This window comes from Vibrio coralliirubri (assembly GCF_024347375.1).
GTDB lineage: Bacteria > Pseudomonadota > Gammaproteobacteria > Enterobacterales > Vibrionaceae > Vibrio > Vibrio coralliirubri.
This window is the reverse complement of sequence record NZ_AP025470.1, coordinates 1990639-2016065: the sequence shown is the minus strand read 5'-3', so window position 1 is coordinate 2016065 and position 25427 is coordinate 1990639. Positions and strand designations below refer to the sequence as shown.

At 44.8% G+C, this 25427-nt stretch carries 24 protein-coding genes; 23 read left to right on the top strand and 1 reads right to left on the bottom strand.

Annotated elements, in window-relative coordinates:
- Positions 1-67 precede the first annotated feature (67 nt).
- The 23 genes from OCV20_RS09240 to OCV20_RS09130 all read left to right on the top strand — a co-directional run bounded on the left by OCV20_RS09240 (position 68) and on the right by OCV20_RS09130 (position 24536).
- Positions 68-679, top strand: coding sequence for a flavin reductase family protein (locus OCV20_RS09240; RefSeq protein WP_050648898.1), 612 nt, complete (start codon positions 68-70; stop codon positions 677-679).
- Positions 680-737: 58 nt separating this feature from the next.
- Complete coding sequence (gene cobT, locus OCV20_RS09235) at positions 738-1784, top strand: nicotinate-nucleotide--dimethylbenzimidazole phosphoribosyltransferase (protein ID WP_086774953.1); 1047 nt, start codon at positions 738-740, stop codon at positions 1782-1784.
- Positions 1784-2590, top strand: a complete 807-nt coding sequence (locus OCV20_RS09230; protein ID WP_086774954.1) for an adenosylcobinamide-GDP ribazoletransferase — start codon at positions 1784-1786, stop codon at positions 2588-2590. Before cobT ends, OCV20_RS09230 begins: the two co-directional genes overlap by 1 nt.
- Before the next feature lie 9 nt (positions 2591-2599).
- Positions 2600-3220, top strand: a complete 621-nt coding sequence (gene cobU, locus OCV20_RS09225; RefSeq protein ID WP_050645282.1) for a bifunctional adenosylcobinamide kinase/adenosylcobinamide-phosphate guanylyltransferase — start codon at positions 2600-2602, stop codon at positions 3218-3220.
- A 9-nt stretch (positions 3221-3229) separates the two neighbouring features.
- Entirely contained in the window at positions 3230-3847 is a 618-nt protein-coding gene (cobC, locus tag OCV20_RS09220) for an alpha-ribazole phosphatase family protein (RefSeq protein ID WP_086774955.1), read from the top strand.
- A gap of 138 nt (positions 3848-3985) precedes the next feature.
- Positions 3986-5782 (top strand): M3 family oligoendopeptidase, encoded by a 1797-nt coding sequence (locus tag OCV20_RS09215; protein ID WP_086774956.1) that lies wholly within the window; start codon positions 3986-3988, stop codon positions 5780-5782.
- A gap of 268 nt (positions 5783-6050) precedes the next feature.
- Positions 6051-7079 carry a succinylglutamate desuccinylase gene (locus OCV20_RS09210; RefSeq protein ID WP_017092609.1) on the top strand — a complete coding sequence of 343 codons (1029 nt, stop codon included), beginning with the start codon at positions 6051-6053 and terminating at the stop codon, positions 7077-7079.
- A 133-nt stretch (positions 7080-7212) separates the two neighbouring features.
- Positions 7213-8208 (top strand): vitamin B12 ABC transporter permease BtuC, encoded by a 996-nt coding sequence (btuC, locus tag OCV20_RS09205; protein WP_017096955.1) that lies wholly within the window; start codon positions 7213-7215, stop codon positions 8206-8208.
- On the top strand, positions 8195-8953 hold the full coding sequence (gene btuD, locus OCV20_RS09200) for a vitamin B12 ABC transporter ATP-binding protein BtuD (RefSeq protein ID WP_086774957.1): 759 nt from the start codon (positions 8195-8197) through the stop codon (positions 8951-8953). Before btuC ends, btuD begins: the two co-directional genes overlap by 14 nt.
- Before the next feature lie 913 nt (positions 8954-9866).
- On the top strand, positions 9867-11453 hold the full coding sequence (nikA, locus tag OCV20_RS09195) for a nickel ABC transporter substrate-binding protein (protein ID WP_086774958.1): 1587 nt from the start codon (positions 9867-9869) through the stop codon (positions 11451-11453).
- 111 nt (positions 11454-11564) lie between these two features.
- Entirely contained in the window at positions 11565-12509 is a 945-nt protein-coding gene (opp1B, locus tag OCV20_RS09190) for a nickel/cobalt ABC transporter permease (RefSeq protein ID WP_081228599.1), read from the top strand.
- Positions 12506-13330 carry a nickel/cobalt ABC transporter permease gene (gene opp1C, locus OCV20_RS09185; RefSeq protein WP_081228598.1) on the top strand — a complete coding sequence of 275 codons (825 nt, stop codon included), beginning with the start codon at positions 12506-12508 and terminating at the stop codon, positions 13328-13330. The genes opp1B and opp1C overlap by 4 nt, the downstream gene beginning before the upstream one ends.
- Complete coding sequence (locus tag OCV20_RS09180; protein WP_261881400.1) at positions 13330-14133, top strand: ABC transporter ATP-binding protein; 804 nt, start codon at positions 13330-13332, stop codon at positions 14131-14133. Before opp1C ends, OCV20_RS09180 begins: the two co-directional genes overlap by 1 nt.
- The gene (locus tag OCV20_RS09175; protein ID WP_086774960.1) at positions 14133-14915 is read left to right on the top strand and encodes an ABC transporter ATP-binding protein; all 783 of its coding nucleotides are present in this window, start codon (positions 14133-14135) and stop codon (positions 14913-14915) included. The genes OCV20_RS09180 and OCV20_RS09175 overlap by 1 nt, the downstream gene beginning before the upstream one ends.
- A 236-nt stretch (positions 14916-15151) precedes the next feature.
- Positions 15152-15511: a DUF6559 family protein gene (locus tag OCV20_RS09170; RefSeq protein ID WP_086774961.1), complete on the top strand. Its 360-nt coding sequence runs from the start codon at positions 15152-15154 to the stop codon at positions 15509-15511.
- 384 nt (positions 15512-15895) lie between these two features.
- Complete coding sequence (locus OCV20_RS09165; RefSeq protein WP_086773621.1) at positions 15896-16816, top strand: IS5 family transposase; 921 nt, start codon at positions 15896-15898, stop codon at positions 16814-16816.
- Positions 16817-16966: 150 nt separating this feature from the next.
- Complete coding sequence (locus OCV20_RS09160; protein WP_462366747.1) at positions 16967-18427, top strand: lytic polysaccharide monooxygenase; 1461 nt, start codon at positions 16967-16969, stop codon at positions 18425-18427.
- A gap of 195 nt (positions 18428-18622) precedes the next feature.
- Positions 18623-19180 carry an MAPEG family protein gene (locus OCV20_RS09155; RefSeq protein WP_086775356.1) on the top strand — a complete coding sequence of 186 codons (558 nt, stop codon included), beginning with the start codon at positions 18623-18625 and terminating at the stop codon, positions 19178-19180.
- Positions 19181-19302: 122 nt separating this feature from the next.
- Positions 19303-20733: an aminotransferase-like domain-containing protein gene (locus tag OCV20_RS09150; RefSeq protein ID WP_162290821.1), complete on the top strand. Its 1431-nt coding sequence runs from the start codon at positions 19303-19305 to the stop codon at positions 20731-20733.
- A gap of 142 nt (positions 20734-20875) precedes the next feature.
- On the top strand, positions 20876-22462 hold the full coding sequence (locus tag OCV20_RS09145) for a cytochrome ubiquinol oxidase subunit I (protein ID WP_086775357.1): 1587 nt from the start codon (positions 20876-20878) through the stop codon (positions 22460-22462).
- Positions 22463-22474: 12 nt separating this feature from the next.
- Entirely contained in the window at positions 22475-23611 is a 1137-nt protein-coding gene (gene cydB / locus OCV20_RS09140; protein WP_086775358.1) for a cytochrome d ubiquinol oxidase subunit II, read from the top strand.
- Between the two features lie 10 nt (positions 23612-23621).
- Positions 23622-23723, top strand: coding sequence for a cytochrome bd-I oxidase subunit CydX (gene cydX, locus OCV20_RS09135; RefSeq protein ID WP_086775359.1), 102 nt, complete (start codon positions 23622-23624; stop codon positions 23721-23723).
- Between the two features lie 324 nt (positions 23724-24047).
- The gene (locus tag OCV20_RS09130; protein WP_050052538.1) at positions 24048-24536 is read left to right on the top strand and encodes a GNAT family N-acetyltransferase; all 489 of its coding nucleotides are present in this window, start codon (positions 24048-24050) and stop codon (positions 24534-24536) included.
- A 145-nt stretch (positions 24537-24681) separates the two neighbouring features.
- On the opposite strand, the gene OCV20_RS09125 is transcribed toward OCV20_RS09130, so the two are convergent.
- The gene (locus OCV20_RS09125) at positions 24682-25257 is read right to left on the bottom strand and encodes a nucleoside triphosphate pyrophosphohydrolase family protein (protein WP_086775360.1); all 576 of its coding nucleotides are present in this window, start codon (positions 25255-25257) and stop codon (positions 24682-24684) included.
- Positions 25258-25427 lie beyond the last annotated feature (170 nt).

The following is a 25427-nucleotide window of genomic DNA, read 5'->3' as shown; positions in this document are numbered from 1 at the left end:
TAACCATAGATACAGCCTTGCTTAACACGTAAACTGAGTCGTAATTCACATAGACCAAGGACGTGCTATGAACCTCAAGCTTGATACTCTTGCTCCTACTCAGATTTATCACCTGATGACACAAACCGTTGTTCCTCGCCCGATTGCGTGGGCATTAACGGAATCTTCTGAACAAGAGTACAACCTAGCGCCTTTCTCTTATTTCACGCCTGTTTCCAGCAATCCGCCGCTACTGATGTTATCGGTTGGGAAGAAGCCGTCCAGCGAAATCAAAGATACCACTCGTAATGCCTTAGAAACGGGTAAGCTAGTGATTCACATTGCTTCTTCAAGTTCTGCAGAAACCATGACAGCGACAGCAGCTACCCTTGAGCATGGTGATTCGGAAGTCACCGCGAATAACATTGAGCTAGTTGAATTTGAAGGATTTTCTTTACCGAGAGTGAAAGAGTGCGCGGTCGCTTTTGGCTGCACCTTGTACGAAGTAAAAGAGGTTGGAGAGGTGCCACAAAGCCTCATCTTTGCTCAAGTCGAAACCGTGTACATTTCCGAAGACGTGATCGACAAAGAGAGTGAACGTCTTAAGGTTGATGCGTTGGCCTTGGACCCACTGTCTCGACTTGGTGGCGGTGAATACGCGACGCTTTCCAATGTGTTCTCTGTCGCACGCCCTAAGTAACAATCCTTAAGTAGCAGTCCCTAAATCAACGTACCCAGAATAAGCGTTTTTAAAAACTATGTTAGATACCCAATACTCGCAGTACATCCAACACCGAATTGACCAAAAAACCAAGCCACTCGGTGCCCTTGGTTTACTCGAAAAAGTCGCACATCAACTGGCATTGATTCAGAGCCAAGGCAAAAAAGCTGCGGTCGAACACATTGAATTGAACAAGCCAAGTATCATCATTTTTGCTGGCGACCATGGCATTGCTGACGAAGGCGTGAGTATTGCTCCAAGCGCGGTAACACAACAGATGGTGTTGAACTTCTTAAGCGGTGGCGCGGCGATCAATTGCTTCTGTGCGGTGAATAATATCGATATCACGGTAGTCGACACGGGGATATTGTTGCCTGTGGAATCTGACAGTGACATGTTGATCTCTCAGCGTTTGGGTACGCGAACCAATAACTTTGCCAATGAAGCGGGAATGAGTTTAGAAACGGTGGAACGCGGGATTGAACTGGGTACAGAGCTTGTATCTAGAACCATTTCGAATGGCACGAATATCATAATGTTTGGTGAAATGGGTATCGGAAATACCAGCAGCGCATCAGCGATCTTAAATGCATTAGCGAATCGTGCTGCAGCGGAGTGTGTTGGCCTAGGCACTGGCATCAACAATGAACAGCTTGCACGTAAAGTGGCTGTGGTTGAGCAAGGTGTCGCGCGTTGCAAAGGTTTAGATGCGAATGAAGTTAAAGATATTAAAGAGGTACTCGCACAAGTCGGTGGCTATGAAATCGTTCAAATGGTGGGGGGCTTCCTTGGCGCTTACCAAAACAGAACACCAGTGTTGGTCGATGGCTTTATCGTATCGGTTGCGGCGTATGTCGCGACTTTAATTGAACCAAACTGCCGAGACTATATGATCTTCGCACATCGCTCTGAAGAGTCAGGACACAAAATTCTGTTAGAGCTGCTCGACGCTGAGCCACTGCTCGATCTTGGATTGAGATTAGGCGAGGGTACAGGTGCTGCGCTAGCTATGCCAATTATTCGTGCGGCAGCCGAATTTTATAACAACATGGCGAGCTTCGAAAGTGCTGGAGTCACGGTTTAATGAGTGATGTACCAGAAGGATCGTTGAAAGATCGAGTCACTTATCAGTGGGAGTTGTTTGCACTGGCGATGGGCTTCTTTTCTCGCTTGCCAATGCCGAAGAACATGCCCTATTCATCAGAGCGAATGAACCGTTCGGGTCGTTACTTTTCAACGGTTGGTTTGTTGCTAGGTGCTCTATGTGGCGGTGTGTTTTTGCTACTTGATGCGGTACTGCCGAGTGCAGTAGCGATTTTCTTGATGATGAGTTTTAGCCTGATGCTCACAGGTGCATTCCATGAAGATGGTTTGACTGATATGGCGGATGGCATTGGTGGCGGCATGACTCTAGAACGTCGTTTGACCATCATGAAAGACAGTCGTATTGGCACTTATGGCGCGTCTGCACTGGTTATGGCTTTGCTTGGCAAGTGGGTGTTGTTGAATGAGCTGGTCAACATGACGGCTCTGTTTATGGTTATCGTGACCAGTTATACTTTTAGCCGCGCGATTGCTGCATCGCTAATTTACGACATGCCTTATGTCAGCGATTTAGATACCAGTAAAAGTAAACCATTGGCCAACAAGCAAACCAAAGGTGAACTTACCTTCTTATTGTTTGTAGGCGTTCTGCCTAGCCTGTGGTTTGGTCTTGAATTCGCTTTGGTTTTATCTGTCGTTGCCTATCTGTTCAGAACAGGTTTCAAAAAGTGGTTAACGGCTCGAATTGGTGGCTTTACTGGCGACTGCTTGGGGGCTGCTCAACAGTTAATGGAGTTGCTGACTTACCTTGTATTCATTACTGCATTTTACAATGGCTTTCTATAACGGTTCCCTATGACGAACACCAATCAAACTTTTCAAGCTAATCAAATTAATCAAGCAAGCCAGCGAAACAGCCATTTGGTATTGGGGGGGGCTCGTTCTGGTAAGTCGAGTTTTGCAGAGCAACAAGCATTATGTGCGCTTGAAGCATGTTCAAATGGACGCCTCAATTATATTGCGACAGCGACATATCTTGATGATGAAATGCGAGAACGAATCGCGCACCATCAACAACGTCGTGGCGAGCAATGGATTGAGCATGAAGTACCCGTCGAATTAGCCGAAAAATTGCAGTCTTTTGAGAAAGAAGATGTGGTATTGATTGATTGCCTAACCTTGTGGCTGAACAACATCATCTTTGAACTGGGTGATGACGCAACCAATGAACAGGTTGAAGCCGTGGTTGAAGTATTGGTCAAAAGCGTCGAGCAAAGTCCGGCGCAAATTATCATGGTCTCTAATGAAGTCGGTTTAGGTGTAGTGCCTTTGGGGAAAGTGTCGCGCTTGTTTGTGGACAATGCAGGACGAATGAACCAAGCGCTAGCTCGTGTCGTTGAGCGCGTCACGCTGGTTGCTGCCGGATTGCCGCTGCACTTAAAACCATCTAATCACTTGCTTGATACTCAAGGCTAGGTCGCACACATGGTCAATGGAACAACCAAAAACATCTACCTGCTAAGACATGGCAAAGTCGAAGGAAAAGCTGCGCTCAATGGTTTATCTGATGTGCTGGTCAACCCTGAGCATCAAGAACAGATATGTGAGGCGCTTGCGACACAAGACATTACCTTCGATAGCGTGGTCACCTCGCCATTAAAACGATGCGCTGATCTAGCAAACTTGTATGCAGAGCGTACGTCAGTGCCTTTGTCTGTTGTGCCAGGCTTTCAGGAAATGAACTTCGGTGAAGTAGATGGTGTCCCATTTGATGAACTTGAAGACAAGTGGGAAATGCTAGAAACCTTTTGGCAAGATCCTGCTAATCATCAATTAACTGGTGCAGAAAGTTTACAGGGTTTCCACGACAGAGTAACTCAAGCTTGGTCGCAACTTTTGAATGATTCAAGTGACAATATATTGTTGGTTACTCATGGTGGTGTGATTCGCATACTGCTAGCGCACTGCCTTGATATTGATTGGAAAAACCCGAGTTTGTACTCGAAGTTATCGATAGAAAACGCATCGATAACGCATATTCAAATCACTCAGTTTGCGCAGAGCTTTATCAGCGTCAAATCGATAGGGCTACCTGTTCTCTGAGCGTTCAAAAAACACAGTTTAAGAATTAACAATCTATTAGATCTTAGATCTGTAAATAGAAACAGAAATCGATATAAAGCGGCGTTCACAGCCGCTATACCTGATTGGTATTACTACCTACGTGAAAGGAATTTAGTCATGACAACACCAAGTTGGGATCTAAGCATTGCTTATAGCGATCTTAATGATGCAAAAATCGAACAGGACATTGAACTCATTCAGCAGTGCATTGAGCTGTTGAACCTACACGTTGAAAAGCGTCACATCATTCTAGCGATGCAAAACGCGATTCAGACTTCAGAAGCGGCAGGCACGCTACTAAGCACGATCAACACCTTCGCGAATTGCCATGCTTCGGTCGACGCGACACACACAGAAGCCAAAGCACTGCTTGGTCGTGTCGCAAAGCTGAACTCTGAAATGTCTCAAGCGTTTAGCCCTTACGAAGACACGTTAATTCACGCAGAACCAGAATTTATTGATGCGGTATTAGAACATGATAGTGCGGACGTAGCAGGGCAGCGCTTTGCGATTGAAAGCTCACGTAAGTTATCAAGCAGCCGACTCAGTGTTGCTGAAGAGCAGTTATTGGCAGCGATGAAGGTTGATGGCCGTGATGGGTGGGGCCGTTTATACGATAACTTAACCGGATCTTTAAAACTGTCGCTAAAGCTGGACGGTGAAGAGGAAGCTCTAGGTTTTTCACAAGCCGCGAGTCTGTTGTACGGCAGCGAATTCGACAAACAAGAACCGGCATGGCGCGCGGTTCAAGGCGCAATGAAAACGCATCAAGAGTCTTTTGCTTCGATTCTAAATGCCTTGGCGGGTTGGCGACTGACTGAAAACAAAAAGCGCTCGAAGATTAGCGATGTGCATTTCCTAGATCCAAGTCTACACGGCAGCCGCATTGTGCCAGCAACGCTAGACACCATGATGTCAGTAGCGAAAGCGAATCGAACTGTTGGTCAGAAAGCGGGTTTGTTGATGGCTAGAGTTCACGGGCTCGATGAAATGAAGCCTTGGAATCATTTAGCAGCAATGCCACCACTTGGTGATGCTGAATCTAAGGTTTACTCATTTGATGAAGCGATCGAAGTGATCAAAACTGCGTTCGCTGAAGTAAATCCAGAGATGGCTGATTTTGTCGCATTAATGGTTGAGAATGGCTGGATTGATGCCGCACCAGCTGCCAACAAACGTTTAGGCGCGTACTGCACCAAGTTTGCTGCGACACGCACACCGCTTGTGTTCATGACATGGAGCGGTAGCCGCTCAGATTTAATGACATTGGCACACGAGCTAGGCCATGCGTTCCACAACTGGGTGATGAAAGACATGCCGTTGTGTCAAACACGCTACCCGATGACGTTAGCAGAAACGGCTTCGATCTTTGCTGAAAACATCGTTCGTGACCACTTGTTAAAACAAGCCCAAACACGCAATGAGAAACTTGAAATGCTGTGGGAAGAGCTTTCTTCTTCTTTGGCATTAATGGTGAACATTCCCGTTCGCTTCGAATTTGAAAAAGCCTTCTACGAGCAGCGTGGAAAAGGCGAGCTAACGGCTCAGCAGCTGTGTGACTTGATGGAAACCACTTGGAAAGAGTGGTACGGCGATGCAATGACAGAAGCCGACCCATACTTCTGGGCGAGCAAACTGCACTTCAGCATCTCTCAAGTGAGCTTCTACAACTATCCATACCTGTTCGGTTACCTATTCAGTAAAGGTGTTTACGCTCAACGCGATGCAAAAGGCGAGCAATTTTACGGCGATTACGTGTCGTTGCTTCGTGATACGGGCAGCATGATGGCGGAAGAAGTCGTTCAAAAGCACTTAGGAATGGACCTGACTCAAGCGGATTTTTGGCAACAAAGCATCGACATGGTCAAAGTTCAAATCGATGAATTTGAAAGATTGCTCGATCAGGAAGATTAATTGATCTCAATCTGTTCATGGCAGGTAAGAGCTGTGTTAGCTTACGTGGCTCTTATCTTGCTGAGATGACCAGAGACAACCAAAAGCTGCTCTAAATAGAGAAAGTTATTTGGAACAGATGTCGGTTAGTAAAATCAGCAGGTAATACAAAAATATATGGGTAGTATTTGTGAGTGATAACGGAGTTTCTATTGATAAGTGCGATCCTAGCAACACAATTTCTATGTACAATTTATTAACATACGGCCGTGCAATTAAGGAGTAGCGCATGACGAAGACCCTCTTTCGCCAATCATTTCTTTTTGACAGCCTAGATCTTGAGCAAGAAGTGGTTGCAGGACAGACCGTACTGAGTAACGGTGTTCAAATTAAGCTTCATCAACGCGGTGTATTGGAAGTGATTCCCGCAGAGTACAATTCTGAAACCAAGAACATCATCTTTTCAACAGGTGTTCATGGCGACGAAACTTCACCAATGGAGCTGATTGATAAGCTCATTGAGGATATTGAAACAGGCTTCCAAGTCGTGACAGCAAGATGTTTATTCATCATTGCTCACCCGGAAGCAACCAACGCGCATACTCGTTTTCTTGATGTGAATATGAACCGTCTGTTTGATGAAAAACAGCACGAAAGTAATCGAGAAGTGGATATAGCAAAGAACCTTAAGTACTTGGTTACTGAGTTTTACAAGGAAACGGTACCTGCCACTCGTTGGCACTTAGATCTGCACTGTGCGATCCGTTTGTCTAAGCATTACTCGTTCGCTGTGAGCCCTAAGGTTCGCCACGAAGTACGCAACAAGGAGCTTTTCGATTTCATCAACAGTGCTCACGTTGAAGCTGTGTTGCTGTCGAATGCACCAACCAGCACCTTCAGTTGGTACAGCGCTGAAAACTTTGAAGCGCAAGCACTGACAATGGAGCTAGGGCAGGTTGCAAGAATTGGTGAGAACCAACTTGATAAGCTAACGGCTTTCGATTTGGCTATGCGCAATCTGATTGCTGAAATAGAACCAGAGCATTTGCCGAAGAAAACCATTACATATCGCGTAAGCCGAACCATTGTTCGTTTGCACGATGACTTTGATTTCATGTTCTCTGATGACGTAGAGAACTTTACGGCGTTCAAGCACGGTGAAGTGTTTGGTCATGATGGTGATAAGCCATTGATGGCGAAGAATGAAAACGAAGCGGTGGTATTCCCAAATCGTAACGTGGCTATCGGTCAACGAGCGGCCTTAATGGTGTGCGAAGTTGAAACACGATTCGACCATGGTCAGCTTGTGTACGATTAATACCGAGCCGGGTTAAAGCGAGCAAAACAACCGCTCAACTGGTTGAAATATCAAGGTTCACATTACGGTGTGAGCCTTGAGTTTATTTAGGGATACAGGTAAGGTTACGCGAACAATTTCAAAGTAGCTTGATATGGATTTCCAACAACTTCTTCACCAAAAACAGCGTAAATGGACCCGAGCCATTTATCTGATGGCAGCACTGCTTGTCGCGCTGAGTGCGATTTACCTAATGGTTGGCGATCTTTTCATTTCCCCTCTGGGCACATTGTCCACGTTAGAACAAAAACTACTGATTGATTTACGCTTACCTCGATTATTAGCAGCGATTGCTATCGGGGCTGGGTTAGCCGTATCTGGCGCAAGCTTACAAGTCTTACTCGGTAACGTATTAGCTGAACCCGGCGTGCTTGGTATTTCCGGTGGCGCAAGTTTGGCCATGGTGATCGTGCTGTTCTTCTTGCCGTTTGCTCCAACTCCAGAACTGTTCATGATTGCCGCCGTTTTAGGGTCACTCTGTTTCACCGTGATTCTGGTGAGCATGGTCAAAACGATGCGACTCACCACGGCTAAATTACTGCTGGTGGGTGTCGCGTTAGGTATTCTTTCTGGCGCGATGGTGACATGGGCGTTCTATTTTAGTGATGACTTAAGCCTACGCTTGTTGATGTATTGGCTGATGGGCAGCTTAGGTGGCGTAACTTGGTATCAACACTCGCTTACGTTAGTGATGATCCCCGTGATTATTTGGCTGTGTCTACAAGGTAGCAAGCTAGACAAACTAATGATTGGCGAAACGCATGCCGCGCAACTGGGTGTGAACGTTCCGAGATTACGTTGGCGTCTAATTTTCGCTGTGTCTATTTTAGTCGGCTGCGCGGTAGCTTTAGGTGGCGTGATCAGCTTTGTTGGCTTGGTTGTGCCACACTTATTGCGTTTAGCGATTGGTACTGATAACAAATACCTTCTTCCTTTGTCTGCTGTTGCTGGCGCTGCGTTGTTGGTGTTTGCTGATATTTGCGCGCGTACATTACTCGATTCTGCAGAATTACCTTTGGGTGTGATGACCACCAGTATCGGTGCGCCTATCTTCATTTGGATGTTAATTAAAAATCATGATTCAAATTAAGAGCCTGAGCGTCGGCGCTCGTTTATTACCGCTATCATTTGAGCTCAAGCAAGGGCAGGTGACTCACGTTATCGGCCCTAATGGCAGCGGTAAAAGTACCTTACTCGAAGCGATATCTGGCATTGGTGATGGTTACAAAGGCGATATAAAGATCGACGGGCAGGATTTGTCGGAGCTGTCTTTACAAGATTTATCATTGCATCGTGCTTACTTGTGCCAAAGCGCAAGGCCAGCCTTCAACTTAGAAGTGTTCCAATATCTTGCGTTGTCACTGCCAAGCTCCTCACACGGCCTTGATACTGAAATCAACGCAGCTTTGGAAGAAATCAGCCAGATGCTAGACATTGTAGACAAACTTCATCGTTCCATTCAGACACTGTCTGGTGGTGAATGGCAACGCGTTCGCTTGGCGGGCATGTGTCTGCAAATCTGGCCGACACTTAATCCTTACGCAAAGCTGCTGATCCTCGACGAACCCGCAGCTCCACTGGATATTGCTCAAGAAGCCTTGTTATACAAGCTCATCGAACGAGTGGCAGAGAAGGGCATCGCCGTGATCATGGCTAACCATGATTTGAACAGAACACTAAGACACGCAGACCAAGTGTTGTTGCTCGACAAAGGTGTACTCCAAGCATCTGGCACAGCTGCTCAAGTGCTTACCCCTAAGCAACTTGAGTCTGTGTTTAACACACAAGTGAAAAGCATTTCTGTAGATGGTCAAACCTATCTAGTCTTCGAGTAACGTCGCCTTTCATAACGTAGCTTCTGATAACGTTACTTTTTATAACATGATGGACACTTTCTAGGAGAAGAGCCTTTGAATCGGGACTGCCTGTTTGAAGGTTTTAGGCACCCTGTTGTATTCGCTCGAATACTCTTCTGTCACATATCACTAATTTATAAATGATTAGAAGCATTTACGCTGATTTTGGTTTGTCATTGCTCTCATTTCATATAGTGATGAGAATGATTGCGATTAGTGATATTAATTTGATCTAGATACATAAATTGCATATTTATCGGTGTTAACCTCCCTAGAAATCTCTCGATAGGGCTTAAACTCTGAATTTTCTCTCTCGCACTGCTAATCGCACATTATTGATTTTGGCGTTATTCATGCTTCCAATAAGCTTGAACATCTCGTCGATCGTGCACCAATTAGAAATGGGAGAAGAGGTACACGCTCAGCATCATTGCGCTGTTTATGACGCGGTACAAAGTGCGATTCACAGTGGTTATTTTCCTATCACTACCAAAACCCAAGCGCCTATATATAACAAGCTTACGTGCTTATCGGGTTCACTCTCTGTATATGAACTGCCTCGTACACGTTCGCCTCCATACGTTTAGCCTCAAAAATATCGTTATCTATTAGTCCATCAGCGTCGCATCTATTCGTCATCAAGACGTCTATGTGTTCTGCGGCTATATGTGGCTTTCGTTGGCAACATGATTAGGGGATATACGCCGTCTTGTTGTCACCGCACTGAATAGAAGAAACGAATTCATCACCAAACTTTCTAACGATATTTTTCTTATTGTTGAAACGAGCAATAAGAAAAATGAATGTGTCACTAACTCTTGATGATATTTATCGTTATAGTACTATCAAATTAGTTAATTATAATAATTATCATTACCATTAAGGTTTATTTATGCCGTTTAAAAAACTTATCGCTACTGTAGCCGTTGCTGCTTCTGCTGTTATACCTGTTCAAAATGCGTTTGCTGAAGAGAGTACTCTTACTTTTGCAAACTATCGTGATATCCGAGATCTAACCCCACACCTTTATGGCGGAGAGATCTTTGCACAAAACCTTATCTTTGAAGGGCTAGTACATCTTGGTGAAAACGGTGTTCTTGAACCTTGGTTGGCGAAAAGCTGGAGCACTTCAGAGGATGGTAAAACCTATACATTTAAATTACGTGATGATGTCACGTTTTCTGATGGTAAGCCGTTTGACGCGAATGTTGTGAAAGCGAACTTCGATGCGCTGTTGGATAACGCTAATCGCCATACATGGCTTGAATCTATCCGCCTGATGGTGGAAATTGAGAAGACAGGCAAAGAGAGTGTCAGAGTGGTAGATAGCCACACAATTGAGGTTGAGTTTGCTGAATCATACTATCCATTCCTTGTTGAGCTTGGCGTAACTCGTCCGTTTCGTTTCCTTTCTCCAGAATGTTTTAAAGACGGAACCACCAAGAATGGCGCTAGCTGTTATGTAGGCACAGGTAGCTATGTGTTGACAGAAAACGTGGTTGACCAACGTGCAACGTTCGAGCGAAACGAAAACTACTGGGGTGAGCAACCACAAGCCGATAAGATCGTGGCAAAGGTAATTCCAGACAATCAATCGCGCTTACTTTCACTACGCAGTGGCGAAATCGATATGGTTTACGGCCTACAACTTGTGAGCGCGCAGTCATACAAACAGTTTGAGAAAGATCCGCGTTTTGGCACAGAGCTTTCTGAACCAGTATCGACACGTATGTTGATCTTGAACTCGACTAGCGAAAACCTAAGTGATACTCGAGTTCGTCAAGCACTAAGCCACCTTACCAACAAATCAATCATCGCAGAACGCATCATGTTGGGCTTAGAAAAGCCGGCTGACACTTTGCTTGCGAAGAATGTTCCTTACGCCAATATCGAACTGACACCATACCAATATGACGTTGCTCAAGCTGAAAAACTGTTGGATGAAGCCGGTTGGAAGAAAGACGGTAAGACTCGTAAGTTGGACGGCAAACCATTTGAAATCACGCTTTCTTATGACAGTGACAAAGTTGTAGAGCGTACCATTGCACAGTACTTACAAAGTGAATGGTCGAAGGTTGGACTGAAAATGAACATCGTTGGTGAAGAAGAGCAAGCACACCGCGATCGCCTGAAACAAGGTGAGTTTGACCTGTCGTTCAATATTTCTTGGGGTACACCTTACGATCCTCAATCGTTCCTTGGTGGTATGCGTAAACCGGTATATGGCGATTACGCTGCGCAACAAGGCATGCCACAGAAAGCTGAGATCGATAACCACATCTTAGAAGCGCTGGAAGCAATTGATGAGACTAAACGTCAAGAGCATTACACGTATGTACTGAAAACACTGCACGAGCAAGCAATCTACATTCCGATCAGCTACGAGCAAAACCGTGCGGTATTCAACAAGCGTGTAGAAGGTGTTGGTTTTAACCCGTCTCAATTTGAAATCCCACTTCAACGTATGTCAGTAAAGTAAGTAATAGATACTCCTTGTCTGTTTCCTTTTACAACTGACTCGCTTATGACTGACGCTCTTTTTGGGGTGTCAGTCTTTTTGCTTACTGTTTTACATTAAGAAAGTAACCGAATGGCTAAATACATCCTAAAGCGATTGCTGAGTGCGAGTGTGACACTGTTCTTTGTCTCTTTTATCGCGTTCGCCTTAGTTAATATTATTCCAGCAGATCCTGCTGAAGTGGCACTGCGTGTCAATGACACCACGCCAAGTCCAGAAGCCATCGAAGAAATCCGCCTAGAGCTTGGGTTAGACCGTCCATTTTTAGTCCGTTATACCGATTGGTTAGTATCGTCTGTACAAGGCGACTTTGGTATCTCGTACACCAATACCAATCGACTGGTTTCTGAGGAGCTTGCACGAAGCTTCCCTTACACGCTGAAACTTGCAGGGTTATCGCTCATCTTGTTGGTGTGTGTCAGTATCCCGATGGGGGTGCTCAGCGCCGTGTATAAAGATCATTGGTTTGATCGCATCGTCCGAGTATTCATTTTTGCCAGTACCGCAATGCCTAACTTCTGGTTGGCCTTTATTTTGATTTGGGTGTTTTCAATCAATCTATATTGGTTACCAAGCAGCGGTGCGACCACTTTCAGCCATTTCATCCTGCCGTCAGTAACTCTGTGTATGGCTTATGTCGCGACGTACATCCGTCTTATTCGTAACTCTATGCTGGATTCAATGAATCACAACTATGTGAATTACGCGCGCGCTCGCGGAATTTCAGAGCACAGTGTCGTTTGGAAGCATCTTCTTAAAAACTCACTGCAAACTTCAATGACAGCACTAGGTATCGGGATCGTTCGTTTGATTGCTGGCACTGTGGTTATTGAAAGTATTTTCGCGATACCTGGCTTGGGCCGACTTGCATTGGCGGCTATTTTCAACCGAGATTATCCAATCATTCAAGCTTACATCTTAGTCATGGGTAGCTTGTTTGTGCTCTCTAATTTGTTGATTGATATCTTACATACGGTGGTCGATCCCCGTCTTAAATCGGGAGCGAAAAACTCATGATAAGACGTCTAGTTTCAAACAAGACTGTCGTCGTTTGTCTGTTTATCTTAACGGCTATCTGCTTAATGGGGGCTTTTGCACCTTATTTAGCACCGCACGATCCAAACTTAGCCGATGTGATTAACTCTATGATGCCGATGTCTATGGAGTATCCATTGGGTACCGATCACTTAGGGCGATGTGTCTATTCTCGCTTGTTGTTTGGTATTCGTACTACCTTGTATTACTCATTGTTAACTATGGTGATCACAGCGGTAGTTGGTGGCTTTATTGGTGTCGTTTCTGGTTACATGCGTGGCAAAGTGGACTCTCTCATTATGCGTGCGTGTGAGGTGATGCTGTCATTCCCGTACGAAATCATTGTGCTGAGTATTGTTGGTATCATGGGGCCGGGTATTTTTAACATTATCATCGCTAACTTCATTGCAAAAATTGCGTGGTATGTGCGTATTGTTCGAAGCTCCGTGATTTCGTTTAATCACCAAAACTATATCTTGTACTCACGCACGGTGAAGACGCCGCGAAGCTACATCTTCCGTAAGCACTTGGCGCCGAACATCGCGGCAGAGGTCATCATTCTTGCGACACTAGATTTAGGCTGGATCATTCTAAGCATCTCGACCCTGTCTTTCCTTGGCTTAGGTGTTCAACCACCAACGGCTGAGTGGGGAGCTATGTTGAGCGATGCCAAAGAAGTGTTGTTCTCTAACCCTGAACAGATGGTTATCCCAGGGATAGCAATCATGGTGGTAGTCGCATGTTGTAACTTACTTGGTGACTCTTTACGTGATGTGTTAGACCCAAGAACGGAGCAAAGATGATGTTGGACGTTAAAAATCTGAGCGTATCGTTGAAAAGGCCAACACCTAAAGAGTTGGTCTCTGATGTGAGTTTTACGCTCAAAGAAGACCAGTGCTTGGGTATTTTGGGGGAGTCGGGGAGCGGAAAGAGCTTAACCTGTAATGCGATAAATGGGTTATTGAATGACTCATTCTCCATTTCGGGGGATGCACTGTTTGACGGAGAGAATCTATTTGAAATGCCTCAAAAGCAGCGTCGTCAGTTGAGGGGTGAAAAGATTTCCATGATCATGCAAAGCCCGATGACGGCTTTTAATCCACTGTTCACCATTGGTAATCAAGCTGTCGAAACCATAAAGCAACACCAATCAATGAGCACAAAAGAGGCGTTGGATCTGTTTTGCGATGTTCTGAGTCGGGTTAACCTCAAATCGGTTCGTGAGTTGATTAAGAAGTATCCGCATGAGCTTAGTGGGGGAATGCTACAACGTATCATGGTGGCACTTGCATTGGTCTTGAAGCCGAAGTTGATCATTGCAGATGAGCCAACAACGGCGATCGATTACATTTCGCAGCGTGAGGTGGTCAAAGAGCTGCAATTTGTTCGGGAACAATTTGGAACCAGTTTGATTTTTGTTAGCCATGACCTGAGCTTGGTGTCACATGTCGCCGACAATGTCATGGTGATGAACCAAGGAAAGGTCGTTGAGTATGGAACGACCAAAAAGGTATTTACACAACCAGAGAGTAAACACACACGCTACTTAGTGGATACGCGCATGGCATTGGTTAATCGTTTTAAATCAGTCATGGAGAGAGCCTAATGTTGATTGAAGTTAAAAATGTCACGAAGGCATTCAAGAACGACGACGGTTGGTTGTTCCCTAGTTACCAGAACGTGCTTAATGGTGTGTCTATCACCGTTAATGAGGGCGAGTGTGTCAGTGTTGTTGGAGAGTCGGGCAGTGGCAAAAGCACGCTAGGGAAAGTGATCCTTGGCTTGGAAGATGCTGACAGTGGTGAGGTCGTTTTGGGCGATGCCATCGCTAACCAACCAATGCATCAAGTCGTGAGTGTGGTCTTTCAGGATTACAACACTTCGGTGAACCCAAGGTTGACCATTCGAGAGATCATCAATGAGCCTTTGATCAACGAAAAAGTCGGCAAGTTAGAACGAGAAAGCCATTTAAAACTGTTGCTTGAAGAAGTGGGCTTAAATGCAGACATGCTTGACCGATATCCACATCAGTTGAGTGGCGGGCAATTGCAAAGGGTCTGTATTGCCAGGGCGGTTGCACCAAACCCTAAGTTTATCTTGCTTGATGAGGCGGTGAGTTCATTAGATGTCTCTGTGCAGGTGCAAGTGCTCGATTTGTTGCAAAAGCTTAAACAGGAACGCCAGATCTCATATTTGTTCATCACTCACGATATCGCAGTTGCGAGTTTTCTGTGTGACCGTTTGATGTTTTTTAAAGATGGCCGAATTGTTGAACAAGCCGATGATATGCGAAACCTGAAACACGTAAGTGATCCTTACACTAAGAGCTTGTTAGAAGCGGCGAGTTATCTAGAAATACCGTTTGAAACTGAGTTTGACCAACAATGAAACTGACTCATCAAGATTGCTTTAAAATAGCATTCCCATTTGTTGTTTCTACTGTTATACCGCGGTTATTAGGTGTTGTGAATACTGCTGTTATAGACAAACTTGGTGGTGTTTTTAATCGTCCAGTTTTTTGCTGACTTTTTTATTGAGTACGTAATCAAAGAATGACACCCTACTGAGCTGTTTAGTTTTACAAATGTGTCACGCGGCCTTTGTAACTTGGAAGAGGAACGAGAATGTTTAGATATATTCAGCGACGAAGAATCAAAAAGGTTATCAAACTATTGTCTGCAAGGGTGGTAAAAAGCTACGGAAGCCGTGATTTTTTCTCGATTGGACAGGTTGAAACAAGCTCTCGTGAGTTGAGTAATCGCCAACAACAGATTGCTCTAGCCCTGTTTGCGGATCCACAAGATCTTGCTGTTGAATTGGCTCCAACTATTCAGTTGCTGCGTAATGATGTGTCTAATGACTTCTTCAGTGGAGAAGACTACACAGCGCGAGATGTACTTAATCTATTGGGTGGCGGCGGTTGGAAGGGCGGTCGCATGGATGATGACATGTCACATCGAATGGGCATGCATAGCCGCTATTAATCCTTTATTCATTATTTAACTCAGTACATTTTCTACTGTACATCTAGTGTATTTCCAAAAAAGCGGCTTAATCATCAAGCCGCTTTTTTATTCACTTTGGATAATGTTGCGCCAATCAAGACGGAATACTGAGATCCAATAATTCGAAGCAACATCATCTATCGACAACGCATTTCTTTGAGTTGTGTGACTCTGATTCCTATCAATATAAAACCCGCGTCATTGATAAAATTGACGTATATATTTTTCGTTGTTCTTCAAACAAAAACTATAAACCCTCGAAGTGCAATTTTGATTGGTAAGTGGGCTTTGTTGCGTAATTCAATGGAACTAAATCAAGAACCTACGATCTGATCAGCTACCTCCACTCTATCTCGTAGTCCTATGCCTAAGCCTCGTTATAAAACAACCAACTGGAAGCAATACAACCGATCACTCATTAACCGTGGTTCTCTGACTTTTTGGATTGATGAAGAAGCAATAAGCGGATGGGCGCAAAGCAAACAGAATAAGCGCGGTAGGCCGCGTCGGTTCAGTGATTTAGCTATCACGACAGCACTCATGGTCAAACGAGTTTTTTCTATGCCATTGAGAGCGCTGCAAGGATTTATCGACTCGATATTTAGGTTAGCCCATGTACCGTTAAGTTGTCCGCATTACACCTGCATCAGTCGTAGAGCCAAGCAAGTTGAGGTTTCATTTAAGACTAAAACGAGAGGAGCGATACAGCACCTAGCCATTGATGCTACTGGCCTTAAGGTTTATGGCGAAGGTGAATGGAAAGTCAAAAAACATGGGACGGATGGCAAGCGTAGAGTCTGGCGAAAGCTGCATATTGCAGTCGATACCAACACTCATGAGATCATTGCCGCCGAGCTAAGTTTATCGACGGTTACAGATGGAGAAGTACTCCCGAACTTACTGAAACAAACACGCCGAAGTATCCTTGAGGTGTCTGGTGATGGCGCTTACGACACGAGAGCGTGTCACGCTGCTATTAAGATTAAGGGAGCTATTGCGCTTATTCCCCCAAGAGAAGGGGCTGCCTTCTGGGAGCGTGGTCACCCTCGAAATTTCGCCGTGGGTTGCCAGAAATTATACGACTCAAATAAGTATTGGAAAGAGCGGTATGGATACCACAAACGTTCACTCTCAGAAACAGCGATGTATCGAGTTAAACAGTTGCTAGGAGGGAAACTGAGCTTAAGAAATTACAATGCCCAGGTGGGTGAAACTTACGCGATGATAAAAGCGTTGAACAAGCTTACTGGGTTAGGTATGCCTGAAACTTGTCGTATTGACTAAGAAACAAGCGAAACGGGTTGGCTCTATCTCTAAATTTAATTACGCAACAAAGCCTGGTAAGTGACCAATTGATGTGGTGTGTAGGGTAAAATAATAGAGAGTGGGAAAGTGACAACAATAAATAATAATATTCTAAAAGTAGCAGTAGGTATGGCTATGCTATCGAGTGTGCCTTCGGTGGCAAATGCTCATGGCTGGTCTGAGTTTCCAAGTGCGCGTCAGAACACGTGTTACGAGCAAGGCGGGATTTGGTCGGGTACACCACCTAATGCTGCGTGTGCTCAAGCAAAAGACATTTCGGGTTCATACCCATTTGTTCAACGTAACGAATACGCTAAAAATGTTCAGGATTTCAATAACATCAATGCTGTAAAAGCGGCGATTCCTGACGGCACGTTATGTTATGCCAATGATTCGCAAAAACGCGGTATGGGTGCGCCTCATACTGGTTGGACTCGTACCGAGCTAAATACTGGTACGTTTGAATATGTATTCAATGCAACAGCGCCACACAACCCTTCATTTTGGGAGTTCTACCTAACCAAACCAAACGCAGATCTAAGCAAAGGCCTAGCGTGGGGAGACTTAGATCTTATCCAAGAAGAGGGTAACGTTCCGGTTAATGGCGGCAAGTACCGCATTAATGTCACTATTCCTTCAGACCGTTCTGGCGATGCGATTCTATTCGTTCGCTGGCAACGTGATGATGCTGCGGGCGAAGGCTTCTACAACTGTTCAGACATCTCTATTGCGGGTGGCACAACCCCTCCACCAGAGCCGGGTCCAGAGCCCGATCTAGTACGTGGTGATCTGTTTGTTTCAGAAGGTTTTGGTACTCCACAAGTTGGTGACACAGTTAAGTACGACATCATCAACAAGTATGGTGAAGTCGCGCGTAGCTTCGACATTGTTATCGACGCTTCAAACGTTAACGATTGGGCTCGTTTGTTGGCTTCAGAAATTAATGGTTGGCACGAAGAGTTTAAAGATAGCGCGATCTTCATTGGTGACTGGCACGCTGAAATGCAGCACTACATGTACTTCCAAAACGACCCTTCACGTAACTTCTTCAACTCAAAAGATAGCCGTGCTTCTGGTCAGTTAACGCTGATTGATGGTGGCGACGGTGGTGTTGAACCACTGAAAGGTGACATCTACGAGCTAGTGAAGAGTGACAATGTAGTGAATGCTGGCGATAAGGTTGTGATTGCAACAAGCGAAGCGGCGACATTGACTCAAACTCAAGGCTCTTCAGTAAGCATTCAAAATAACGGCACGGCTTCTATCGTAGTTGATACCACTGGCATCACTGCAAACGAAACTTTATCGTTTATGGCTAGCTCGATTGAAAGCGACAGTGTTGAAACCTTCACTTTTGAAGTAATTGCCGATGACGGTGGCGTAACACCAGACCCAGATCCAACGCCGGATCCTGATCCGACTCCAGACCCAGACCCAGGCACGTGGGACTCATCAGCAACTTACCTTGGTGGCGAAGTCGTGACTTACTCGAACCAGTCATGGAAAGCACAATGGTGGGTTCAAGGTGGTACAAACCCTAAAGCGACTTACGAAAATGACAAATGGGGCGTTTGGCGTCCAGCGAACTAATTTATTTATCGTTAGTTAATTAGCCTTAAAGTAATAACCAAGACACCACACTTTTTGACGAGTGTGGTGTCTTTTTCATTGGAAAGGCTTAATCAGCGAAATAGGTTTGATTTTTATTGGTTTTATCCTTTCATATAGTAAAAGAGCGTCACAAACATCGACGGGTTGATAGGTAATAATGAGTAAATTTGTTCAATGGATGGCGAGGGTTTTATGGAACTAACCAGTAAGCAAGTTGGAGTCTTTAAGGGAATGGCGTTGGCTATGCTAACCGCCATTGTTGCAATCTGGGTAGCCATCGTTTTAGACCCGTTCAATTACGCCCAAGCCAGCTTGCTACAAGATAGGGTGACTGTTTTAGGGCTGTGTCTGATACTACCGACCTTGATGTTAATCGTCTCTATTGGACGCTTAGCCAAGTTTCGCTTCTTCAGCCCAGAAGATATCGATGGCAGTGGGTTAACGTCTGGAACAAAGCAAGCCATCATGTTGCAAAGCTTACTTCAAAATACCTTAGAGCAACTGGTCATCGCATTTGGTGTCTATACCGCGTGGTGTTTATTAATGCCTTTTGCTTGGTTATCGGCGGGGCTCGTGTGTTCAGTGTTATTTTTTATTGGGCGTATCTTCTTTTTCAAAGGCTACAGTCATGGAGCACCGGCAAGGGCTTTTGGTTTTGCGTTAACCTTTTATTCAACGGTAGTGCTGTGCTTAGTATTGGTGGTCACTCAATTGGTATTCGCCTTAAGTTAGTTAGACGTTTTGCTAAGGTGCTGTCCACTTTAAACCAAAGCAAATGAATTTCGATTAGGGCAGAGTATCCCATTGCCTGTAACATGATGTGCTTACTATCTTCGAACACGAAAGACTTTTTGATGAAAAAATCACAGATACTCGCCAATACAATCAAGAATCAGATAGAGCAAAACATCTGGTTGAGTGGTGAGAAGATCCCATCAATTAGAGATGCGTGTAAGCGTTATAAACTCAGTATCGAGACGGTACTGCAAGCCTATCAGCAGCTTGAAGACCAAGGCTATGTTCGCTCGAAGTCTAAATCTGGATATTTCGTTTTACCGCGCAGAAATGTATTCGTTTCGGATCATTCAAAGCAAAAAGCCATCAAGCCGTATCCCGTTAAAATCAGTGACCTGCTATACGATGTACTTCAACGAGCCAAAGACCCTAGCATCATTCCACTTAGCTCGGCATTCCCTGATCCCGCCTTGTTTCCCCATCAAGCACTGTCACGCAGTTTAGCCAATGCCAGTCGCCAAATGCCCGACAACAGTATGCTCACCAATTTACCTCCAGGAAGTGAAACACTTCGTAGACAAATTGCCCAACGCTATCAAGTTCAAGGCTTGAACGTACTGCCAGACGACATTGTGATCACCTCTGGGGCGATGGAGGCACTTAGCTTATGCCTACAATCCTGTACCGAACCGGGTGACTTAGTCGCGATAGAGTACCCTGCGTTTTACGGCGTGTTACAGACTATTGAAAGACTAAACCTCACTGCCGTAGAGATTCCAACAGACCCGACAACAGGGATTGATTTAGATGTGTTGGAGTCGGTGTTCGCTTCAATGGATATCAAAGCGTGCTGGTTCATGACAGAATCGCAAAACCCAGTAGGCTATTCGATGAGTGATGGAAACAAGCAGCGATTGGCCGAGTTGGTGAACCAACATAAGATCCCGATGATCGAAGACGATGTGTATCGAGAACTTCATGTCGGCAACCAAAGCTCATTGCCAGCTAAAGCCTATGACACCGGCGAGCAAATCATGTTGTGTGGTTCGTTTTCCAAATCATTGTCACCGGGCTTTAGAATCGGTTGGCTAGTCGCAAGGAAACAAGCGTTAAAGATTCAGCGGTTACAGCACTTATCAACACTTTCCAGCAGTATTCCTATTCAGCTCGGTTTGTCTCACTACCTGACGTTTTATAGTTATGACAACCATCTTAAAAAGCTTCGTAAACTTTTGAATGAAAGGAAAAAAGCTCATATCGCACTCTTAGAATCCAGTTTACCTTCAAGTGCGATGGTGCATAAAAGCCAAGGTGGTTACTTCATTTGGATAGAGCTGCCTCACTCTGTTTGTGTTGAGAAGCTGTATGAGCTAGCCCTTGAACAAAACATCTCTGTCGCACCGGGAATCATATTCAGCAGTGACAAAAAGTTCTCGCATCACATTCGTATCAACTGTTCGTACGCTTGTGACGACAAAATAGCAGAAGCCATTCAAACGCTAGGCGGCTTGATTCAGATGATGGAATCACAAGCCATCAGATGCGGTTAAGCTCTCACCAGTTGCTTGCCTAATAACTTAATCTGTTCTGTTTTTTAACAATCGATCTGTTCTAGTTTGGTTCGCGAGAACTGTGCTGAAATACGCTCCAATTCTTAATATGAAAGCCATCATTATGATGTTTGGAGCTTAAATGTTTGATGTAGTTGAATTGTCGCGTTTACAGTTTGCGCTAACCGCTATGTTCCACTTTCTTTTCGTCCCTCTGACTATCGGTATGTCGTGCTTACTGGCGATCATGGAGTCGATCTATGTACTCACCGGTAAACAAATCTATCAAGACATGACCCGCTTCTGGGGCAAACTGTTCGGCATTAACTTTGCCTTGGGTGTCACGACCGGTTTAACCATGGAATTCCAGTTTGGCACTAACTGGTCTTACTATTCTCACTATGTCGGCGATATTTTCGGTGCTCCTTTAGCCATCGAAGCGCTTGTCGCGTTCTTCCTAGAATCCACTTTTGTCGGATTGTTCTTCTTTGGTTGGGAAAGGCTATCGAAACGCCAACACCTTGTGGTGACTTGGCTGGTGGCTCTGGGTTCGAGCTTCTCTGCACTTTGGATTTTGGTTGCCAATGGTTGGATGCAAAACCCGATTGGAGCAGAGTTCAATTACCAAACCATGCGTATGGAAATGACCAGCTTTGCCGAAGTGGTGCTTAACCCTGTCGCACAAGTTAAATTCCTGCATACCGTGGCCTCGGCGTATACCTGTGGCTCAATGTTTATCCTTGGTGTGAGCTCTTACTACTTGTTGAAAGGTCGAGACGTTGCTTTTGCAAAACGTTCGTTTGCTGTCGCAGCTTCGTTCGGCATTGCTTCTATTATCTCGGTGATCGTATTAGGTGATGAGTCGGGCTATGAACTGGGCGATGTTCAAAAAGTAAAGCTGGCCGCTATTGAAGCTGAATGGCACACAGAACCTGCACCTGCGGCATTTACCTTGTTCGGATTACCAAACCAACAAGAAGGCAAAACCGACTTCGCGGTCAAAATCCCTTATGTGATGGGAATTATTGCAACGCGATCTCTGGATGAGCAAGTAACGGGCCTTCATGACCTACGCGACCAACACCTTGTCCGCATTCGCAACGGAATCATCGCTTATGAATTGCTGGAGCGTTTACGAGCAGGCGATACCTCTTATGAGACGGAACAAGCCTTTGATCAAACCAAGCACGATCTCGGCTATGGCTTATTGCTCAAGCGTTACACCGATACCGTAACCGATGCGACTGAACAGCAAATCCAACAAGCGGCTGATGATTCCATTCCAACTGTCTGGCCACTTTTCTGGTCATTCCGAATCATGGTGGGCTGCGGCTTCGTTATGTTGTTTGTCTTTGGTGCGGCCTTCCTGCAAACCTACCGTAAAAACATTACGCAAAAGCCTTGGTTACTGAAAGCGGCGCTATGGTCAATTCCATTACCTTGGATTGCGATTGAAGCTGGCTGGTTTGTTGCGGAATACGGCCGTCAGCCTTGGGCAGTAGGTGAAATTCTACCTGTGACGGTGGCGGCTTCTTCTCAAACCGTTGAAAACCTGCTTACGTCTCTTGCTCTCATTATCAGCCTATATACCGTATTCATCATTGTTGAAAGTTACTTGATGATTACCGTGGCTAAAAAAGGCCCAAGCAGTTTAAAAACGGGTCGCTATCACTATGAACAAAATACAACTTCACTTGAAGCCAAATTGGCACAACAAGTTCAACAATAAGGTGACTGACTCATGTTCGAATATGACACATTACGTTTAATTTGGTGGGTTCTGATTGGTGTACTGCTGATTGGTTTTATGATCACCGATGGTTTTGATATGGGAGTCGGGGCGTTGTTGCCGTTCATTGGTAAAACGAACGCTGAGAGACGAGTAATGATTAACTCCATCGCGCCTCATTGGGACGGCAACCAAGTTTGGTTAATTACCGCAGGTGGTGCGTTGTTTGCGGCTTGGCCTCTGGTTTATGCGACATCGTTTTCAAGCCTTTATGTGGCGATGTATTTGGTGCTTATTTCATTGTGGTTGCGTCCTTTGGCGCTTGAGTATCGAGCAAAGATCGACAGCGATCAGTGGCGACAAGTATGTGACTTAGCAATCTCTTTCTCAGGCTTCTTCCCACCTATCTTGTTTGGGGTGGCGTTTGGCAATTTGATGCAAGGCTTACCTTTTACGCTCAATAGCTTATTGATGGTTGAGTACCTTGGCTCGTTTATCGATTTGATCAACCCATTCGCGCTGTTGTGTGGTCTGGTTGGGTTATTGATGGCGCTGTTACAAGGCAGTGCGTGGTTGATGATGAAAACCACAGACGCAGTGTACAAAAAGGCAAGAACGGTGACGCAGGCGAGTGCGGTACTTGTCGCTTTCCTTATGGTTGTTGGCTGTATGGCGATAAACCACACTGATGGGTATCTGATAGTCAGTGCGATGGATCATAGCTCGGCTTCGAATCCTTTGAACAAAGAAGTCGTCACACAAGCAGGCGCTTGGTTAACCAACTTCGATACGTACTCTTGGATGTGGTTCGCACCGCTCGGCAGCGTGACGATTCCATTGTTGGCTTTGATTGGCGCAAGGTTAAAATGGGATGTGATTGCTTTTATCAGTTCAAGCCTGACTAACGCTTGCATCATCTTAACGGCTGGTTTCTCGATGTTCCCGTTTATTATCCCGTCTAGCGTTAACCCGAGTCATAGCCTAACGTTGTGGGATTCAACCTCCAGTGAACTGACCTTGAACATCATGATAGGTGTGGCGTTTGTGATGGTGCCAATCATCCTGTGTTATACCGCTTTTAGTTATCGAACCATGTTTGGACGACTCGATAGCGAGTATGTCGAACGTAATGGCCATTCACTGTATTAAGGAGTTTCTCATGTGGTATTTTGTTTGGATATTGGGCTTATTCCTAGCCTCAGCATTCGCGGTTTTGAATGTCATCAGCCTAGAGAAAAGTGACTTAGAAATGGAGTCTTAATCGCTGAGCAAAGCTCTGCAAGAAGATGAGAGTTATATAATAAAACCAGAGTTATATTAAGAAGACCAGAAGCGTAAGTTTCTGGTCTTCTTTATAAGCCTTCCTAAATTACGTAAGGTTTGGTTCTTTCTTCGTGGTACAAGATGGTAAGACTTGAATCGAGTGAGCTGCATTCTTTTAAGTACACCTATATCTCTACTCTATATCAGATTTAATCAAAACAATTTTTCCTAACCTATTGTTAAATATTTACTATTTGTTAGTGTGTTTAGGTGCACATTGAGGATGTGTTTCATATTTAGCGAAGAAATATTAGGAGTTGCGATGAGTATTATAGTGAGACGGTCTGAGCCGTCAGATGCAAAGGGAATCAAAGAAATTTACGAATGCACTAATGCTTATACCGGTACGCTGCAACTCCCAAATCCATCGCTGGAAAGCTGGCAAAAACGAATCTCTAATATGCCTGACAACGTGTACTCGTATGTCGCGATGATCGACGATGAGATTGTTGGTAATTTGGGAATGGAAGTGTGTGTAAACCCGCGAAGGCGTCATGTTGCTTCATTCGGTATGGGTGTTAAAGATGATGTGTTAGGCAAAGGTGTCGGTAGCCAACTGCTCGCAACAGCAATCGACTTGTGTGATAACTGGATTAACATCAAGCGAATGGAGTTAACGGTGTATACCGATAACGAAAGAGCGATTAGCCTGTATAAGAAGTTCGGTTTCGTGATTGAAGGAGAGTCCGCGGGGTTCGCTTTCAGAAATGGCGAATATGTGGCGGCTTATCATATGGCGCGACTGGTATAGCACTTAGTTAGCTACAATTAGCACACAGCTACGATTAACGCACAGTTAGAATTGACTGACAGATAATAAAACGCCACGTTATTTAAACGTGGCGTTTGCTATTCAAATTAGCTGAAGCTTCAAACTGCTTCAGTCTTAACCTTACTTAAGCCGTTAGTGGCTCTAGGTTCGCAGGGCGGTAGTGTACAGATTTTAGTACTTTACCTTGGCGAACTGTCTTGCCTTCAGATACGAAATCTTCCGCACACTTAGCGATGATGTATTCGCCTTTTTGAACCGCCATCAGCTTGATGTTCTGCTCAGCATAGAAAGCTTCTGTTTCAGCGTATTCAGTTTCGTTGCGACATACTTTGCTCATGTTGCTTGAGTGTACTTCGTCCCAGCAAGGCAAGAAGTCAATTGAGCGGTTTTTAGAAACATTCAACAGTAGGTCGATCAGGTAGCTGATTGCTAGGTTATCTTCAACCTTAGCTTGACCAAGGTGAACCAAGCGTCCCATCAAAACATAAACGCTGTCTACAATAGCGTCCGCTTGTTCGATTTTAGAGTCAGCTTCTGCAAGTTCTGTTAGTTCTTCGATCGCTAGAGAGGTATGTAGCGTATCGCCTCTTTCGTCCATTGTTTCAGGAGCAGCAACAGGCAGACCAAAAGTACTGCGGAACTCTTCAATGTCGCGGTAAAGGTGATCGTAGATTTCTTGGCTTAGTTGAGAAAGGTTCATTTTCCTATCCATTCTGTTTCGTTAATGGATTATTTTACCAAAGCTAGGAATAGGGTGCTAACGCAAAGTCGAAGAAGTCGACTTTTATTCATTGGACCAATGAGGTATTTTGCATACAAACTAATTGATTATTATGTTTTTTTACACTTTACTCTTTTTAATATACCAAA